Here is a 17951-nt window from a genome sequence, read left to right on the forward strand (position 1 = left end):
CTCCTTCTGGTTCATTCTCGGTAGACTGTTCGACCGCCTCATTTATGTAGTGACAATCACAAAAAAATGACTTCCATCAAATCGATGGAAGTCATTTTCATCTATTAAGCCTCACGCTGTGCGCGAATGTCAGCAGGTACTTTTCCACGTTTTGAAATCACTTGCGCGATTCCCACTAGTACCACAAACGAGATCAATGCCGCGAAGAACCCAATCCAAATCGATGCTGTGATTCCAAGTACCAAGTATCCGATTGCTGAGACGATTGCTGCAAGGATTGCATATGGTAATTGTGTCACCACGTGATCGATATGGTGTGAGCCAGCTCCTGTCGAACTGAGAATCGTTGTATCCGAGATTGGCGAACAGTGGTCACCGAACACCGCACCGGCCAATACAGCAGCGAGTGATGCAAGAAGAAGCTCTGGTTCAACTGCCATGATCAAGTCTGCCCCGATCGGAAGCATCAAACCAAACGTTCCCCAGCTCGTACCTGTCGAGAATGCCATGATCCCTGCAATCAAAAAGAGAAGAAGTGGCAAGTACGAAGCGGCGATGGTATCTGTGACGAAGCTCGCCAAGTATTCACCTGTCTTCATGTCACTGATGACTGCAATGATTGTCCAAGCAAACAAGAGGATGAGGACGGCTGGCCACATCGCACGAACGCCTTCCCATGCCGCTTTTCCATAGTCACGCGCCGGGATTTTACGACCGACAAGAAGAAGGAGTGCGACAATCAAGCTGATGACGACACCTGCGACGAGTGAACGCGTTACATCTGTTGATTCGAACGCCCCAATCAATGAGAAGTTCTGACCGTCTGCTGCAAGTGCTTGTCCACCTGTGTAGAGCATTGCCGAAACAGTTGCAATGATGAGTGTGATGATTGGAACGATCAAGTCGCGAACTTTCCCACCTTCGTGTTCATGCAAATCTTCGCTCATTCCCATTGGCTTCCCTTTTGCTGAATCATACAATTCACCTTGTAGGGCACGGAGTTCATGCGTACGCATCGGTCCGATTGCAAGCCCAGTGAAGGCCACATACGCTGTCAACAAGAGTGCAAAGACGGCATAGAAGTTCATCGGAATGATTTGAATGAACGCAGAGAATGATGAGTAGCTATCAATCGAATATTTTGTCAAAATTCCAGCGATGATGGCGATGATGTACGCCCCCCAACTTGAAAGCGGGCTGATGACACAGACAGGTGCTGCTGTTGAGTCAATCGTGTACGCAAGTTTCGCACGTGAGATATTTTTACGGTCTGTGAGTGGGCGACTGATGTTCCCGACCGCCAAACTGTTAAAGTAGTCATCGATAAAGATCAAAATACCAAGTCCAAACGATACGAGACGCGCACCGCGTGCCGTCTTGACGTTTGCAGCAGCCCATTCACCGAATGCGCGTGCCCCACCCGACGTTTGAATGATGGATGATAAAATACCGAGAAGGAGCAAGAACGCAATCAACAAGACGTTCCATTCGTTAATGGCTCCATCCGACCAGAATAAGGCGATAATGTTCGACCACAAGTATTGAATCGAATCAAGTGGATTGAAACTATGCAAGAGAAGTACCCCTGCGATAATCCCGACACCGAGTGATGGGATGACCTTTCTTGTTGTGATGGCCATAATAATTGCGAGTAATGCCGGTACGAGTGAAAGTACCGAAGTTGAATAATCTACCATGCTGAATTCCTCCTTTTTTATTAGGATGAGGCCCCCCTATGCTTAAAAAAACGCAAAGCGAGGGCATCGGCAACAAAGCCGACACCCTCGCTGGATGTTCCGTCTTTCTTAGCCGACTTGGAGCGCTCCATACGTAAATATGTATGGCAGTCCGACGGGTGTTTCCCGTCAGCCCAGCACAACCCCACGGACATGGTGTTGCACTTCGGCGATCCTGCCTTTTTGTAGTCCTCATCGTTGTCATCCTCCGACTACTTACTCATCAGCATCGCACCTCTACCTCATCGATAGCACGAATATTCATTTAAAGTTACGTCTAAATTATCACAAGTTGACGTCACATATCAATAGTTTTTTTCATCACGAATGATTCGCTTCAAAACAGCAAGCGCTTCTTGGTCATTCGTCTCTACTGCTTTAAAGAAATCGTTGAAGAAGTGGTATAACACGAATCGGTCAGCGTGAGACTTCGTCTGTTCTTTAATCGTAGAAAAGATGAGTCGCCGTAAACGGCGTTTCGTCTGTGTTTCTTCTGGCAGTTCTTCACATCGGTCCTTGAAAGCACGATATACAGAATTGATCAATTCCTCATGTTCATCATACGACCGATTGTAAGCAACTTGTTCCATCTGTAATATCCCCCCTTTCAAATTTGACCCGATGAAACTTGTCGTAACTATACCAACTTCCTGTCAGTCATTCAATCGTTATCGACCGTTCTTAACAAAAATCATACGTTAGACCGAGTCAAGCGTTGATGAATGAGAAAGTGGTCACGTCGAACAATCCCATGTCGGTCAATTTCAAATCTGGAATGACCGGTAAGGCAAGGAATGACATCGTCAAATATGGGTTAAAGTGACGGTGTGCACCGACAACGTCGAGCGCATCATTTAACTGTTCGAGAATATCTGCGACTTCACGATAAGGACGTTTCGTCATGAGACCACCGATTTCAAGCGGGAGAACGGCGAGCACTTCCCCTTCCGATACGGCAACGACTCCTCCGCCTACTTTTTCAAGTGTTCTCGCTGCGAGTAACATATCTTCCGGGCTGACTCCAGCGATGACCAAGTTGTGGCTGTCATGGGCAACAGTAGCTGCAAGTGCACCTCGTTTTAACCCGAATCCTGTGACAGGAGCTAGCGCCATGTGACCTGTCCCATGATGACGTTCGATGACGGCGAGCGTGGCGATATCCTGAGCTAAATCTGCCCCTGACGCATCCGGTTGGAACGAGAGACGTTGTCGTTTCGTCAACAAGCTGTTCGGAAGCACTTGAATGACATCCACTTCCTCGTCGCTCGGGGCAAGGCGGAACGAGTCGGCAGTCAATTCAGGTAAAGCGAGTTCACCTTTCATCGGTTTTGGCACTTCAATCCCATTAGCGTCAAATGTCGCATTCCCCGCTTCGGCGACGAGCGTACCGTTAACGTACACTTGCTCGATTTTTACCGATTCGACGTCTGACAAGATGACGAAGTTCGCTTTCTTCCCAGGTGCGATGGCCCCGATCTCTTTTAATCCATAGGCTTCTGCAGCGTGTAAACTCGCCATCGCATAGGCCGTCTCTGGCTTAACGCCTTGCTTGATTGCTGTGCGAATGTTGTAGTCAATCCCACCTTCTGCGACCAAATCATCCAAATGCTTATCGTCTGTACAGAAGAGGAAACGATGGGCATTGCTTTCTGTCACGGCCAAACTGACCTTCTCCACATTACGCGCGACAGAGCCTTCCCGAATCTGAACGTAGAACCCACGTCTTACCCGTTCAATCGCCTCTTCCGCAGTCGTACATTCATGGTCCGTCATGATTCCTGCTGAACGATATACATTCAATTGATCAGGGTTGAGACCCGAAGCATGGCCATCCACTACTTTGCCCGCTTGTTCCGTCTGTGCAATCTTTTGAAGCATATCCTCGCTTCCTGCTTCGACCGAAGGATAGTCCATGACCTCACCTAATCCATGCACCCCAGGGTCTCCTAAAAATGGTGCCAAATCCTCTGCGTACAACTTTGCACCCGCATGTTCAAATGGCGTCGCCGGCACACAGCTTGGTAACATCATGCGGACATCGAGTGGTAGCCCTTTCGCATCCGCTAACATATACTCAATCCCAAGCGCCCCATTCACGTTCGCAATCTCATGCGGGTCCGCAATGACCGTCGTGACCCCGAGCGGCAAGACCGCTTTCGCAAACTCATGAGGTGGGACCATCGACGACTCAATATGGACGTGCGAATCGATAAAGGACGGGGCAAGCGTCCAAGTCGGGTCGTGGTATTCGACCTCTCCATCGTATCCTTCCCCAATTGCCACAATATACCCTGCATCGATGGCGACGTCCGTACGAATCGTCTCACGACTGTACACGTCAATCACAGCGACATCTTTAAAGACGACGGCCGCTTTCTTTTTCTTTGCGGCGATGTCAATCAAATGTTGTTTCTCCATCTTTTGATCTCCTTATTCAACGTATTTTAACTATCTTACCAAGAATATTCTTTTCGTTGCAATTTCTTTTTCAAGTTGTGCGACAATGATAGCATATCGATCTGAAAGGGGTTACAACGATGCAATACAAACTAGGAGAACTGACACCACACGTCGATTCGACGACTTATCTTGCACCAGGATCACATGTCATTGGTGATGTGACAATCGGGGCACACTCAGGAGTATGGTTCAACACCGTCATCCGTGGAGACGAGGGTCCGATTCGAATCGGTTCTTATGTCAATGTTCAGGATGGTTCGATGATCCATCAATATGAGGGTTCACCTACCATTATCCATGACCGTGTCTCAATTGGTCATATGGCGATGATTCACGGGTGCGAGATTGAAGAGGATTGCTTGATCGGGATGCACGCTACCGTGCTCGATGGTGCAAAAATCGGGAAAGGGTCATTCGTGGCTGCGGGTGCGCTTGTGACACCGAATATGCAAATCCCTGAAGGGGTGATGGTGATGGGCGTACCAGCAAAAGTCGTCCGTCCTCTGAACGACGAAGACCGCTTCATCATGGAGAGAACGGTTAAGAAGTATGCGAAACGTGCTGAGCAGTACCAACAGTCGTGCGTACCTGTAAGCGAAACACACAGTTTTTGAAAGCGTTTACAAGATTCATAAAATGTTAACGTTTCTCTCGAATTTTCTACACAGTTCCTTTGTATACTAATAGTGTAGCCAAGCTGACGTATTGAAAGGAGCCCACTCTATGTATCCGAACCATGATCAACTCATGTTAGATTTGTATGCCTCATCGATTAACCCAAGTTATGGCCTTCATATCGATGATTCTTTCGATGACACACTCCATGGTGCACATCGTGAGGTTTGGGAACGTATGCATTTGGATAATAGTAGAGAAGAAGATTCTAAAAATGGAGGAACGGCTGGATGATTCCAACACCTGTGATTCAAGATTGGCTCGCAACTAAATTAAAAAAATGAGCGATATATAGATGAAGCGAGCGAAGGATTCTCCCTTCGCTCGCTTTTTTATTCGAAAATGGTCAGGTGTGCATCAATTGGCTGTCGTGCTTTCGGTGCAGGGATATCTGCTGTGTCATATTTTCCGATTTGCAGAAGACCGATAAACGTCTCCCCTTCCGCTCCAATCATTTCTTTCAAACGCGCATCGTCAAATAGTCTACCCGTACGCCAGACCATTCCAATCTCACGTTCACTGAATAAGAGTTGAACATTTTGAATAAATGTCGCCGTCGCGAGCAACGCATCACGATTCCCTTTTTCCGTCTCAAATCGTTTTGCCGTCACATACATACACGTTGCTGCATTCAAGATGCGTCCTGTCACTTTTTCACGCTGTCCTTCTGACGCCTCCGAGAAGGCTGGCTCAAGCGCATCGAGTAACACTTGTTTGCCATCCCCGTTGAACACATACACGTTCCATGGCTCGACTTTATTATGAAACGGTGCGTGGTGTGCCGATTGCAACACCTCATATAGCACCTTCGTATCAATCGGTTCTTCTTTGAACATACGAACGGTGCGTCTTTCTTCAATTAACTGTTGTGCTGCTGTCTTTGTCATGACCGTCACTTCCCCTTTTTTTCTCTTCTCTATCATAATTGAAAAACGTTCTCATTTCAAAATCAAAAAAAGACTACAGATTGCTCTGTAGCCTTAAATCGATTGGCCAATGACCTCGCATGCCACCAAGTCTTCAAACGTTTGGCGACGTACGACGAGGCGATGATGCCCATCCTTGACGAATACAACGGCAGGACGAAGCATTTGGTTATAGTTGCTCGCCATCGAGAAGTTATACGCTCCCGTTGCTTTGACGAGTAGCAAATCACCCGGTGTGACAGGAGGGATCAAAGAGCGGTTCGAGATGATGTCTCCCGACTCGCAACACGCTCCGACAATTTTTGCCTCGAGCGTCTTCTCTTCATTCATCCGAGTCGCTGCCACGACTTCATATTCTGCGTCATATAGCGCCGGACGAATGTTATCTGTCATCCCACCATCGACGGACACAAACGTGCGTACGCCACTCACTTCTTTGACGGTTCCCACCTCATAAAGCGTGGCGCCTGCATTGGCGACGAGCCAACGACCAGGTTCAATCCCGATTTTCGGAAGTGGCAATTCACGTGCCTCGACTTCCTCGACCAACGTCTCCATCACACGCTCCATCGTTTGTGCGAAGTCGAGACGCTCGTCTTCATCCAAGTAAGCGACACCGAAGCCACCACCAATGTTTAACACATCCGTCGTATAGCCGGTCTCTTGACGAATCGTATCCATGAAGCGCACCATCGTCTTCACCGTGTTGATGAAGAGGGTCGGATCTTGAATTTGAGAACCGACGTGACAGTGAATGCCCTTCAACTGTAAATGTTCCGCTTCCAACGTCGCACGAACAGCATCCAAATACGTATCGTCATGCGTCGGAAAACCGAATTTTGTATCAACCCCACCCGTTTGAATCGCCGCATGGGCACCTCCAACGACTTGAGGCACGATGCGGAGAAGAACATCGACTTCACGATTATATTCAGCCGCAAGTCCTGACAAGATGCTGATTTCACGCATGTTGTCGATGGTAAAGTGTGTAATCCCCTGTTCGAGTGCGAACGTGATATCCAAAATCGTTTTGTTCGACCCGTGGACGTGAATGCGCTCTGCCGGTACACCGGCATGCATTGCCACGTACATCTCACCCCTTGAGACGACGTCGACACTTAAACCTGCCGCCATTACTTTTTCATACACGGCCGCAATCGATAACGCTTTTGACGCGTATAACGCATACGTGTTCGGATACTTGTCTAGGAACGCATCCTGGACAATCCCGAGGCGACGCTCTAGTTCTGGCTCACTCATGATGTATAAAGGTGTCCCGTACGTCGCTTGAAGTTCACGGACGGACACACCTTCGATCAAACATTCTGATTGATTGGTGGTGTACATACAATTCCTCCTTCAAAGCGATGGGGGACACGCCATGAACGAGCACAGAGCTGTTCTGAATTGTTGGCGTAACCAACACGTGTCACGTCATCGATTTTCGTTTCTACCCCATACAGTGTGACCCGATCGCCGATTTGTACGTCGTCGTCCACTTTGATGAAGCTATGACTCATAAAGATATTGCTGACGAACGGATAGGCTTTCCCTTCAATATGAACAGGCAAGTGACGTCTCGCTCGCATTAACCCATCTCCGTATCCGACAGGAAGAACGGCAATTCGCTCCTTCGTTTCGGCTGTGTATCCCGTCCCATATCCGACATGAGCCCCCGCTTCGATGTCATGGACCGCGACCACTTCCGTCTCCCAATAGAAAGCGGGAACCAACCATTCCACCGGTTCGACCGATGAATAGCCATATAAGAAAATTCCGACACGCACATGTGTGCAATGATGCAAGCGCGCGTCATCTTGAAGCGTGGCTGCACTATTTGCCGCATGGATCAATTCAAACGTATGACGTTCCATCAAACGCGTCGACCAGTCGGCAAAACGTTCGACTTGCACGCTATGCTCGACTTCCGCGTTATCTGCATCCGCAAGCGGGAAGTGCGTACATAATCCGACGAGGTCCAATCCTTCATTTTGACAGAAGGCGACGATTTGTAGCGCTTCTTCAAACGTTTTGGCACCGAATCGGTTCATCCCGACATCTAGTTTTAAGTGTAGGCGAACCCCATCGAGATGCTCTCGCTGTGAGACGAGCCATTCATATGACCCGATGGCGACATCAAAGTCATGGGCATGGACGTGTTGCCACGTATAGACCGGATTCATGACGAGGACACGAGCCGATGCTGCATGCGTTCGAACTTCGATCGCTTCTTCGATTGTTGTCACCATGAAGTGACGGACCCCTTCATCATACAAAGTCGTCACAACTGGCTCCATCCCTAGGTTATAGGCGTTGTTTTTCACGACCGCAAACACGGGGCGCCCGAGCGCTTCAATCCGACGTTTGTTCTCGCGAATCGCATTCAAGTCAATTGTGACTCCCATCGTTCAAAACTCCTTTACTCTTTGACTGCTGATTTTACAAACGTAACCCAATCACGGTGTTCCGGAAGTTGTCCTGATACGGCCTCACGATAGCGTGTCAACATTTCTGTCGCGACCGACTGGACGCCGCCACCGATTGAGATGTGATCGACCTCGATGACGCTCGTCACCTCGGCTGCCGTTCCCGTCAAGAAGATCTCATCGGCTACGTATAGCTCATCGCGCCCGATGTGACGTTCCACGACTTCGTAACCTGCTTCACGCGCAAGTTGCATAATCGTCTGACGCGTGATGCCATCGAGTACGGAGCAATCGAGCGACGGTGTCGTGATTGTCTTCCCTTTGACGAGGAAGATGTTCGCGACGCTCGCCTCACTGACGTTTCCGTTCATATCGAGGGCGATCGCTTCATCAAATCCATCACGAAGCGCTTCCCCTTTTAGTAACTGAGAGTTCATATAGTTCGATGCGGCTTTCGCTTGCATCGGCATCATCGTAGAAGATACGCGGCGATACGAGGCTACTTTCGCCCGAATCCCGACTGTTTTGCTGAAATATTCGCCGAGCGGCCAACACGAGATGGCAACATGTACCTTCGTCTCTGCTGTCGGCATAAGTGCTTGCCAAGGTGTCCCGAGGAAGACGAACGGGCGGATATAACATGCTTCAAATCCATTTCGTTCAATCAATTCCATCGTTGCTTGTTCGAGTTCGTCTACCGTGTAAGGTAGCGTGACGTGGTAGTATGCACACGAGCGAACGAGTCGCTCCAAGTGTTCACGTAAGCGGAAGATGGCTGGGCCTTCCTCCGTGTGATACGCGCGAATCCCTTCAAAGAACCCGCTTCCGTAGTGAATCGCGTGTGTCATAATACTCGTGTTTGCGTCAGTCGGCTCAATCCAAGCCCCGTCTTTCCACATCCATTGTCCATACTGTTCCATAATGCAACTCTCCCATTCCTCATTGTTTATATTTTCTGTCTATTATACGTTAGAGAGAGCGTAAGTCATCAACAAGTTGCGTTTTTTCAGAAGTTTTTTCATCTTTCTGTTTGATGACTCGTGCCGGTGTACCCGCGACGACCACACCTGGAGGCACATCTTGCGTGACGACACTTCCAGCTGCGACTACCGCATTTTCGCCGACGCGAACCCCTTCCAAGATGACAGCGTTCGCTCCAATCATGACTCCATCTTCGATGATGACTGGATCTTTTGAAGGTGGCTCAAGGACACCGGCGACCACGGCACCTGCTCCGAGGTGAACATTTTTTCCGAGCGTACCGCGTGCTCCGATGACGGCGTTCATGTCGACCATCGAACCGTCTCCGATGACTGCACCGATATTGACGACAGCCCCCATCATGACGACAGCGTTGTTTCCGATTTGAACGTGGTCACGGATAAACGAACCTGGTTCAATTCGTGCGTTGAGTTGTGTCGTATCGAGCATCGGAACGGCACTGTTGCGACGATCATATTCAAGGTGTGAATCGGTGATGACAGACGCATTCGCTTCTAAGAAAGCTGCTGCGCGCTCCGCCGTCGTCAAGAACAGTTTCGACTCGTCTGTACCGAATGCTTTCGCTTCTTCGATTTCAAGACCTGCCAATTGGCCGTTGACGTAAAGTTTTACCGGTGTTTCCTTTTTAGCATCTTTAATATATTGTGCGATTTCATAAGCGTTTGTGAGTAACATGAGTAGCCTCCTCGTATAAGTTCGATAGATTATAAAGTCCTGCTGGGCGATCGATAATCGTTGCTGCTGCAGCAAGGGCCCCGTTTGCAAACACGCGTTTGGATAACGCGGTATGTTTCAATTCAATCATTTCATCATCTCCAGCGAAAAGCACCGTATGCTCCCCGAAGATTGTGCCCCCACGAATCGAGTGCATCCCTAACTCTTCGGCGCCACGCGCTTCCCGGCGTGATGTTCGTTCGTAAATCGGTGTCACCTCTCGCTTCGCTTCGATGGCGCGGGCCAACAGCTCCGCAGTGCCACTTGGTGCGTCTACTTTCTTTCGGTGGTGCGCCTCGATGACCTCGATATCATAGCCGAGCGTGAGCGGAACGAGTTGATCGAGTAACTGCTTCAACAGAGCAATCCCATACGATGTGTTATACGACTGAAAAATCGGGATGTCTGATGATGCTTCTTCAATCGCTGCAAGTTCCTCAGGTGTGAATCCTGTCGTCGCGATGACGAGCGGAATGTTGCGTGACCGTCCGAATGCAAGCAAGTCAGGAAGTAATGCCGGATTTGAAAAATCAATGACGACGTCGATATGAGCATCTACCTCGTCTAATGATGCCAGATGCTCGTCACTTCCCGGTGATACGATTGCCGAGACGTTCACGCCTTGCGCGTTGGCGACTTCTTCGACGATTCGTCCCATCGCACCAAACCCGTGGATGAGTACATTCATTGTCTCACCTCGTTAAACTGCTCCATCGCCGATAGCAATTTCGCTTCGGCCGTCGCGCTCATCGGGACGAGCGGAAGGCGTGGCGCACCAAACTCAAACCCTCTCGCTTGAAGTGCAGCCTTCACAGGAATCGGATTCACTTCTGCGAAAAGTTCGTCGATGACGGGGAGGAGGCGTAATTGCCATGTGCGCGCCGTCTGAAGATCACCTGCTAAAAGTGCTTCTGCTAAGGCGACGGTCGCACCCGGGTAAACGTTTGATAACACTGAAACGACCCCTTGAGCGCCCCAAGCCATATATGGCAAGATCTGATCGTCATTTCCGCAATAAACGGTGAACCCTTCCGGAAGGTGAGCCATCATCTGTGCCATGACCGAAATATCTCCACTCGCTTCTTTCAAGGCCGTGATACGCGGATGTTCTGCGAGCTCCCCGACCGTTTCAGGTGCTAAGGCGACGCCAGTCCGTGACGGGACGTTGTAGAGCATAAGCGGAATCGGTGATGCATCTGCGATTGCTGTAAAGTGAGCAAGGAGCCCAGCTTGTGTCGACTTGTTATAGTACGGGGTAACGACCATCGCCATTTCCGCTCCAAGTTCTGCGGCGCGCTTCGTTTTTTCGATACTGACAGCCGTGTTGTTCGATCCCGTTCCCGCGATGATGACCGCTCGACCGTTAGCGACCTCTACTGCTCGAACGAGCAAAGTCTCGAATTCCTCATTCGTCAGTGTCATCCCTTCACCGGTCGTTCCGCCGATGACGAGTCCACTGACTCCCTCTTGAATTTGGTCTTCAATCAACGCCGTCCATGCCTCTATGTTTAACTGCCCATCTTCTTGAAACGGTGTCGCTAGTGCTGTTGCAACTCCTGTGAACATGTCATCTCCTCCTTATTTTGTCGCTGTTTGACTGATCATGCATTGTGCGATTTGTACCGCATTTGCCGCTGCCCCTTTTCGAACATTATCCGCAACACACCACAAATGGAATGTATTCGGCTGTGAGTCATCCCGGCGGATCCGACCGACATACACCTCATCGGTTCCGTTTGCATCAAGTGGTGTCGGATACGAAAGTTCGGCCGGGTTGTCCATAACCACGACACCAGGTGCATCCGCGAGTACGGCTTTGACTTCTGCTACTGTCGCATCTCGTTCGAGCGTCACCGTGATGGATACCGCATGGCTGTTTCGTACTGGGACTCGGACACAAGTGGCCGTTACACCAAGGTTCGGCGCATTCAAAATTTTACGCGTCTCTTCTATCATTTTTTGTTCTTCTTTCGTGTAACCATTTTCTAAAAACACGTCGATGTGCGGCAACACGTTATCATAAATCGGATACGGATAATTCGTCGGATCCTCACCACGAGCACCGCGCTCGAGGTCATCAATCCCTTTTTGACCCGAACCGGATACGGCTTGATAAGACGTATAGGCGACTCGCGTCAATCCATATACTTCCGATAGTGGCGCGAGCGCGACGACTGATTGAATCGTTGAACAGTTCGGGTTCGCAATGAGTGTCTTCTCCGGGCTGAGTTCGACTCGATTCACTTCCGGTACGATGAGCGGAATTCCTTCTTGCATTCGGAATGCGCTTGAGTTGTCGATGACGATAACCCCTTGTTCGCTTAAGCGTGGCGCATACTGTTCGCTGATACTCCCACCGGCAGAGAACAAGGCGATATCGATTGGATCGGCATAGATCGAATCGTTCAACTCACGAATCACGACCGATTGTCCGTTCACTTCGACCGTCTTTCCTGCCGAACGGGCTGAAGCGTATAGTCTCAGTTCACTGATTGGAAATTCGTATTCGGTTAAAACCTCAATCATTTTTTGTCCGACGGCGCCCGTTGCGCCGACGACAGCTACGTTATACATCGTGCTACCCCCTTATAAGTTGAAGCGAGCCGCAATGGCTGCGACTGCCGCTTCCACATCTTGTTCTTGAATCGTGTAGGAAATGCTAATCTCAGATGTCGTGACTTGATAGAACGGAATCCCCATCTCGCGGAATGTCGCGAAGAGTTCTGATGCGACGCCGGTCGCGTCTCGCATGCCAATTCCGACGACCGAAATTTTTGCGTGTTCCGTATGACGATCGATTTTGATTTGTGGCAAGGTCGCTGTTAATTCTGCGAGTGCCTCTTCTAAGAACGCCTCTTCGTCGAGTGGACATGTGAACGAAAGGAACACTTCGCCATCGAACGCCGTCTGTGAAATCATATCGATATTGACGTGACGTTCAGACAATCGTTCAAAGATGTCCGCGACTCCGGCTGCCGTGTGCGGGATGTGTTTAATCGAGACACTGAGTACGTTTTTGACGACACTCACACTCGTGACTGCTTTCTGTTCCATTGCTTGCGTCGTATCCATGATCCATGTTCCTCCTTCGCTCGAGAGCGTCTTTCCAACAAAAATATTCACGTCATACTTTTTCGCGAGCTCGACGCTTCGCATTTCCATGACTTTAGAGCCGAGTGCACTCATCTCCATCATTTCATCATAAGAGACCGTGTCGAGGCGCTTCGCCGTCGGATGAATCCGCGGGTCCGTCGTATACACCCCAGCCACATCCGTATAAATTTCACAACGTTGACTGAGGACGGCCGCAAGTGCGACTGCTGTCGTATCCGAACCGCCACGCCCGAGTGTCGTAACGTCTCCCGCTTCATTCACACCTTGGAAACCAGCGACAATCAAGACGTCATGTTGACGCAACTTCTCATGCAATACTTCTTTACGAATCGCTTTGATTTTGCTCTTCGTATGGATGCCCATCGTATCAATTCCGGCTTGTTGTCCGGTGAGTGAAATGGCAGGTACGCCTCGCGAGTTCAAGGCGATACTGAGTAGACTAATCGTCTGTTCTTCCCCGACGGCGAGTAGCCGATCGAGTTCACGAATCATCGGGCGCTCCGTGATTTGTTTAGCGAGCGACAGGAGCGAGTCCGTCGTCTTGCCCATTGCTGATACGACGACGACCAATTTTTCACCGGTCGCCACACGTGTTTGTAAATAGTCTGAAATGGCTTGTATTTGTTCGATTGTGGCAACAGAGCTGCCTCCAAATTTCAGTACGGTTGTCATCAAGTTCCCCACTTTCAAGATGTCCACCAACAGAAAAAGCGGCAGACCGGTAGGAAGCACTCTCCCTACGGCCTGCCGCTTGTACGCGCAGTTGAAAAACGATTAAAGAATCGTTCCGTAGATAGCGCTCCATGGTAGTTGACCATGGCAGTGTAGGCGTTATTCACGACTACCCCAGCCTTCGTTCACACGCACGTGAACGTCGACTTCGGCGAATTTCCCCTTTCGGCTCGGTCCGGAGTGCGTCCGTTTCAACCAAGCTTACTCATGTCATTCGCAACCTCTATCTGTCAGTTGTTAGTATTAGTTATAACAAAACGAAATCTTCTTGCCAACCTTTTTTTAGAAAAATGGGATATTTCAAAAAAGAGTTACCTCGTTTTCCGCATCATACGGTGTGGGATATTGGCATCTAAAAATTCATCTCCGAACGCCTCGTACCCGAGTTTTTCGTAGAACGGAAGCGCCGTTAACTGTGCACCTAGGCGCAGTTCACTTAATCCTTGCTGTTTTGCGACACGTTCGACTTCGTCCATGATCTCTTTTCCATATCCATGACCTCGGGCCGTCTGAATCGTCGCCACCCGCTCCACTTTCCCGACAGTCGAGTCTACCGGGCGAAGACGTGCTGTCGTCACCGGTTGCGCATCAAGGAGACCGACCACGTGCGTACAAACATCATCTAAATCATCGTATTCGAGACTCGCATCGATTCCTTGTTCCTGAACGAATACGATTTCCCGTACTTGCTTGGCCAGCTCGATTAACTCAGCTTCTTTTCCCGATTGAATCGTCAACATGGTAAGACCCCCTCTTGTAATCGTCTCACGATTTCTTCCATCCCTCGTTCAAGTTCCGTGACCGAAGTGAATCGTGCTTGTGCCTGCTTATGATTCCCACCACCGCGACCAATCTTCATCTCTTGAAGGGCCGCACGAAGAAATGTTCCGACCGCGATATCATGAGTCCCATCATGCATGACAAATAATTTTTGCGTACTATAGTTGGCTCCGACAGCGATTCGTCCGGTCGCTGCGATTCGTTCAATAATTGCGGTCGTCAATGTTTCCGCTTCGGTCCGTCCCACGTGTAACGCCACATAATTGTCCTCTTGTAAGACTGCCTCCACTTTCGCTTTCGCAATCCGTTCTTCGAGCGTCTTGATTTCTTTTTCACGTTCAAGACGAATCGTGTGCTCTTCAATCACACGTGCTGCCACCGATTCATTCGTTGTCGAGAACGTGTGGTGGATTGTCCGTAACGCTTCCCGTGCTCGTTGTGTCGCTTTCAACGCCCGATTACCGGCTACATACGTCAAGCGGATGTTTCCTCTCACTTTTTTGAGCGTCGTCACGTGAATCGTACCAAGTTGCCCTGTCGTTTCCATGTGTGTCCCACCGCACGCGTTATAATCAAGCCCTTCGATTTCGACGATTCGAATCATCCCTGTTCGATCGGTCGCTTTCCGTAAGCGCGTCCGGTCCACTTTTTCTTCTGCGATTTCATACACATGAATCGGATAATTCTCAAAGATGAGTTGCTGCATCTCTTGCTCAAGTGCTTCAACTTGAGCCCAGTCCATCCCTGCCGTCTCAATCTCAATGGACGAATCTTCTTCACCAATTCCAAAACTGAGCGTACGAATGCCATGACGATCTTCTAAAATCGCCGTTAACAAGTGTTGGGCAGTATGCTGGATGGAATGGTCTCGTCTCACATGTTCATTGATTCGAGCCACTACTGGTGTTCCGATAGGTAATGCTGCTGACAACAGATGCCACACTTCACCTTCCTTGAGTTGCACGTCTAATACGTCGTGCGAATCAATCCATCCCCGGTCTGCCGGTTGCCCCCCACCTTCCGCATAAAAGGGACTATGCTCGAGTGTATGCCAATGACCTTTTCCATCCTCACTTACTGAGGTCACGATTGTATTGACTGTATGTTGATTCATCTTGTCCTCCACCTTCTCTCTATAAATCTGTTCAGACAACTAGTCTAATTTCGTCTATAATGAAACATACATCTTCTCAGTCAGGAGCGAAATGATATGTTAGAAATCGATAAACAATCTCCGTTACCTATTTATTATCAAATTGAAGCGTACTTAAAGCAACAAATTGATGACGGATTGTTAAAGCCAGGAGACACCTTACCTTCAGAACGTGAATTCTCCGAACAATTTCATGTCAGTCGCATGACGATTCGTCAAGCAATCATGAACCTCGTCAACGCCGGTTATTTGAGCCGTCAAAAAGGACGAGGGACATTCGTCGCGAGTCAAAAGATTGCCATGACATTGTCCGGACTGACGAGTTTTTCTGAAGAAATCAAACATCGTGGCATGCGACCACTCAGTCGTCTTTTGTCCTACGAGGTCATCCCGGCAACGGATCGAATCGCCCAACAACTGAGCATCCCGAATCAAACACCCGTATATGAAATGAAGCGGCTCCGACTCGCAGACGACCATCCGCTCGCGCTCGAGACTGCCTACATTCCTGTCCGTTTATTGCCTGACCTGACGAAAGAAGACGCAACCGGTTCCATTTATGCGTACGCCGAACAGCACGGTTTACGTTTGAAAAATGCAACACAGACACTTGAAGCCCGTAGCGCCGGCCCCGAGGAAGCGAAACTGCTGACCATCTCTCCAAACGCACCGGTATTGCTGATTGATCAACGTACTTATCTCGAGAACGGTGACATGTTTGAATATAGTCGCTCGCTCTTTCGTGGAGACTCGTACTCCTTGACCGTCGCGATGGATCGCATATAACGCACGAAACAGAAATATGATTTGACCATGACACTGATGTGGAGGATGTAAATCGCTGACCTAACTGTGAGACCAAATTTTTGAGTGGGAAAATCATTGACTAAATCAATTTTCAAGCAATCCCACACAAAAAAGCAATCTGACCTGAAATACATTGCCACATAAAAAACGCTCAGAAAATGAATTCTGAGCGTTTTGCATTTTTCGTAAGTGAAACTTTATTGCGCTTCGTACGTGACCCCACTCGGATCTAACGTGTAAGACTCTAATTCCGTATCCGTCATCGGTTCCACAGGATTGCCTGCGTCCGCCTGTTGCACACGGTAGCGTACTTCTTCAAGAAGCGGTTCATTTAAGAAATAGTAGAAGTGGCCGTCATCTGCACGGGCGCCTTCACCTGTCAATTGATATTGCACCGTATTGTGTAGCGCGCCGACGTCTTCAATCAAACGCATATAGTCATTCGGTCCAAGCGTCGTCTGCATGTTATCGCCCACGGCTTTCAAGACCTTATCATAGTTATTGATGAGTGACGTACCAAGTGACTGTTCGAGCACGGCATTGATGACTTCCATCTGGCGTTGTCCACGCCCGATGTCTCCACGTGGGTCGTCATATCGGTTACGGACATAGGCGAGTGCCTCTTCACCAGAAAGTTTCTGAAGTCCCTCTTCGATTTGTACGGTCTCACGTGAGGCGTCATAGCTGTTTTGTTGTGATGAGAATGGAACGTCGATTTCAACACCACCGACTGCATCGATGAAATCCACAAATCCTTGGAAGTTGAGCGAGACGACATGGTCGATTTCAACACCGACCAAATCCTCAATCGTGTTTGTTGCCATACGCATCCCGTTGTTCGGGTTCGATTCATCCATCGAACCGAAGTAGTAGGCATGTGTAATCTTATCTTGATCAAGACCCGTCTTTCCATAAGGGATATTGTATCCTGTGTAATCGATATTGACGTACGAGTCACGCGGGATACTGAGCATCGTCGTCTGCTTTTCTTTCTTGTTCAAAATGACGACGATCATGACATCCGAGCGTCCATACTCTCCACGTGCTTTCTTTTGTGGAGAAAGGTCTGTACCTAAAATCAAAAATGACTCCGTATCTTCTTTGTCAAAGCGAGTCGGTTCAACCGTCGGGTCGTCCTCTAGCGTGACTTGAGTGCCGGACAACATGTTGTGGGCTTTATAAAATGCGGTACCGTAAATGCTAGACCCAGCAATAATCGCAATCAGCACAAGGGCACTAAAGACTTTATAAAACGCAGACGGACCTTTGCGCTGTCTACGAGTATGTGTTCTAGAATTCATAATGGTCTCCTTCGAGTCAAAGTAATGAGCTTCACTCATTATAGAGGAAAGTGTGAAATTTGTCGAAAACGTTTTGATGACAAATTCATTTCTTTACATTTTCCCACAGTTGAAAACAGAAAAAC

General features: G+C 49.0%; 18 protein-coding genes and 2 riboswitches. Of the genes, 3 read left to right on the forward strand and 15 right to left on the reverse strand.

Annotation, left to right across the window (positions count from 1 at the left end):
* Nucleotides 1-104: 104 nt before the first annotated feature.
* From KNP62_RS12635 to ade, 3 genes are all read right to left on the reverse strand, one after another.
* Entirely contained in the window at nt 105-1697 is a 1593-nt protein-coding gene (locus tag KNP62_RS12635) for a Na+/H+ antiporter NhaC family protein (RefSeq protein WP_214785750.1), read from the reverse strand.
* A gap of 112 nt (nt 1698-1809) precedes the next feature.
* Nucleotides 1810-1984: riboswitch (Lysine riboswitch) on the reverse strand.
* A gap of 57 nt (nt 1985-2041) precedes the next feature.
* Complete coding sequence (locus KNP62_RS12640) at nt 2042-2326, reverse strand: hypothetical protein (RefSeq protein ID WP_015880753.1); 285 nt, start codon at nt 2324-2326, stop codon at nt 2042-2044.
* 118 nt (nt 2327-2444) lie between these two features.
* The gene (ade, locus tag KNP62_RS12645; RefSeq protein WP_214785751.1) at nt 2445-4154 is read right to left on the reverse strand and encodes an adenine deaminase; all 1710 of its coding nucleotides are present in this window, start codon (nt 4152-4154) and stop codon (nt 2445-2447) included.
* 119 nt (nt 4155-4273) lie between these two features.
* On the opposite strand from ade, the gene KNP62_RS12650 reads away from it, so the two are divergent.
* Together KNP62_RS12650 and KNP62_RS12655 are read left to right on the forward strand one after the other, a co-directional pair.
* A complete protein-coding gene (locus KNP62_RS12650; protein WP_214785752.1) occupies nt 4274-4810 on the forward strand; it encodes a gamma carbonic anhydrase family protein in 537 nt (178 codons plus the stop codon).
* Nucleotides 4811-4919: 109 nt separating this feature from the next.
* Nucleotides 4920-5105 carry a hypothetical protein gene (locus KNP62_RS12655; protein WP_214696806.1) on the forward strand — a complete coding sequence of 62 codons (186 nt, stop codon included), beginning with the start codon at nt 4920-4922 and terminating at the stop codon, nt 5103-5105.
* A 98-nt stretch (nt 5106-5203) separates the two neighbouring features.
* On the opposite strand, the gene KNP62_RS12660 is transcribed toward KNP62_RS12655, so the two are convergent.
* The 11 genes from KNP62_RS12660 to KNP62_RS12710 all read right to left on the reverse strand — a co-directional run bounded on the left by KNP62_RS12660 (nt 5204) and on the right by KNP62_RS12710 (nt 15679).
* Nucleotides 5204-5758, reverse strand: coding sequence for a nitroreductase family protein (locus tag KNP62_RS12660; RefSeq protein ID WP_251125705.1), 555 nt, complete (start codon nt 5756-5758; stop codon nt 5204-5206).
* A 93-nt stretch (nt 5759-5851) separates the two neighbouring features.
* Nucleotides 5852-7144 carry a diaminopimelate decarboxylase gene (lysA, locus tag KNP62_RS12665; protein WP_214785754.1) on the reverse strand — a complete coding sequence of 431 codons (1293 nt, stop codon included), beginning with the start codon at nt 7142-7144 and terminating at the stop codon, nt 5852-5854.
* A complete protein-coding gene (gene alr / locus KNP62_RS12670; RefSeq protein ID WP_214747405.1) occupies nt 7114-8202 on the reverse strand; it encodes an alanine racemase in 1089 nt (362 codons plus the stop codon). Before alr ends, lysA begins: the two co-directional genes overlap by 31 nt.
* A 14-nt stretch (nt 8203-8216) precedes the next feature.
* The gene (locus tag KNP62_RS12675) at nt 8217-9143 is read right to left on the reverse strand and encodes a branched-chain amino acid transaminase (protein WP_214747408.1); all 927 of its coding nucleotides are present in this window, start codon (nt 9141-9143) and stop codon (nt 8217-8219) included.
* A 49-nt stretch (nt 9144-9192) separates the two neighbouring features.
* A complete protein-coding gene (gene dapD / locus KNP62_RS12680) occupies nt 9193-9900 on the reverse strand; it encodes a 2,3,4,5-tetrahydropyridine-2,6-dicarboxylate N-acetyltransferase (protein WP_074032983.1) in 708 nt (235 codons plus the stop codon).
* On the reverse strand, nt 9878-10627 hold the full coding sequence (dapB, locus tag KNP62_RS12685; RefSeq protein ID WP_214785755.1) for a 4-hydroxy-tetrahydrodipicolinate reductase: 750 nt from the start codon (nt 10625-10627) through the stop codon (nt 9878-9880). The genes dapD and dapB overlap by 23 nt, the downstream gene beginning before the upstream one ends.
* Nucleotides 10624-11505, reverse strand: a complete 882-nt coding sequence (gene dapA, locus KNP62_RS12690; RefSeq protein ID WP_214785756.1) for a 4-hydroxy-tetrahydrodipicolinate synthase — start codon at nt 11503-11505, stop codon at nt 10624-10626. Before dapA ends, dapB begins: the two co-directional genes overlap by 4 nt.
* Before the next feature lie 12 nt (nt 11506-11517).
* Entirely contained in the window at nt 11518-12513 is a 996-nt protein-coding gene (locus KNP62_RS12695; protein ID WP_214785757.1) for an aspartate-semialdehyde dehydrogenase, read from the reverse strand.
* Between the two features lie 12 nt (nt 12514-12525).
* A complete protein-coding gene (locus KNP62_RS12700; RefSeq protein WP_483299216.1) occupies nt 12526-13725 on the reverse strand; it encodes an aspartate kinase in 1200 nt (399 codons plus the stop codon).
* A gap of 114 nt (nt 13726-13839) precedes the next feature.
* Nucleotides 13840-14019, reverse strand: a riboswitch (Lysine riboswitch).
* A 77-nt stretch (nt 14020-14096) separates the two neighbouring features.
* Nucleotides 14097-14525 carry a GNAT family N-acetyltransferase gene (locus KNP62_RS12705; protein ID WP_214785758.1) on the reverse strand — a complete coding sequence of 143 codons (429 nt, stop codon included), beginning with the start codon at nt 14523-14525 and terminating at the stop codon, nt 14097-14099.
* Nucleotides 14519-15679, reverse strand: coding sequence for an alanyl-tRNA editing protein (locus KNP62_RS12710; RefSeq protein ID WP_214785759.1), 1161 nt, complete (start codon nt 15677-15679; stop codon nt 14519-14521). Before KNP62_RS12710 ends, KNP62_RS12705 begins: the two co-directional genes overlap by 7 nt.
* Nucleotides 15680-15775: 96 nt before the next feature.
* Here KNP62_RS12710 and KNP62_RS12715 point away from each other — a divergent pair, with 96 nt between their 5' ends.
* On the forward strand, nt 15776-16504 hold the full coding sequence (locus KNP62_RS12715; protein WP_074032977.1) for a GntR family transcriptional regulator: 729 nt from the start codon (nt 15776-15778) through the stop codon (nt 16502-16504).
* Between the two features lie 218 nt (nt 16505-16722).
* On the opposite strand, the gene KNP62_RS12720 is transcribed toward KNP62_RS12715, so the two are convergent.
* Nucleotides 16723-17826: an LCP family protein gene (locus tag KNP62_RS12720; RefSeq protein WP_214785760.1), complete on the reverse strand. Its 1104-nt coding sequence runs from the start codon at nt 17824-17826 to the stop codon at nt 16723-16725.
* Nucleotides 17827-17951: the final 125 nt, after the last annotated feature.

It is taken from the genome of Exiguobacterium sp. s183 (genome assembly GCF_018617655.1).
Lineage (GTDB): Bacteria > Bacillota > Bacilli > Exiguobacteriales > Exiguobacteriaceae > Exiguobacterium > Exiguobacterium aestuarii_A.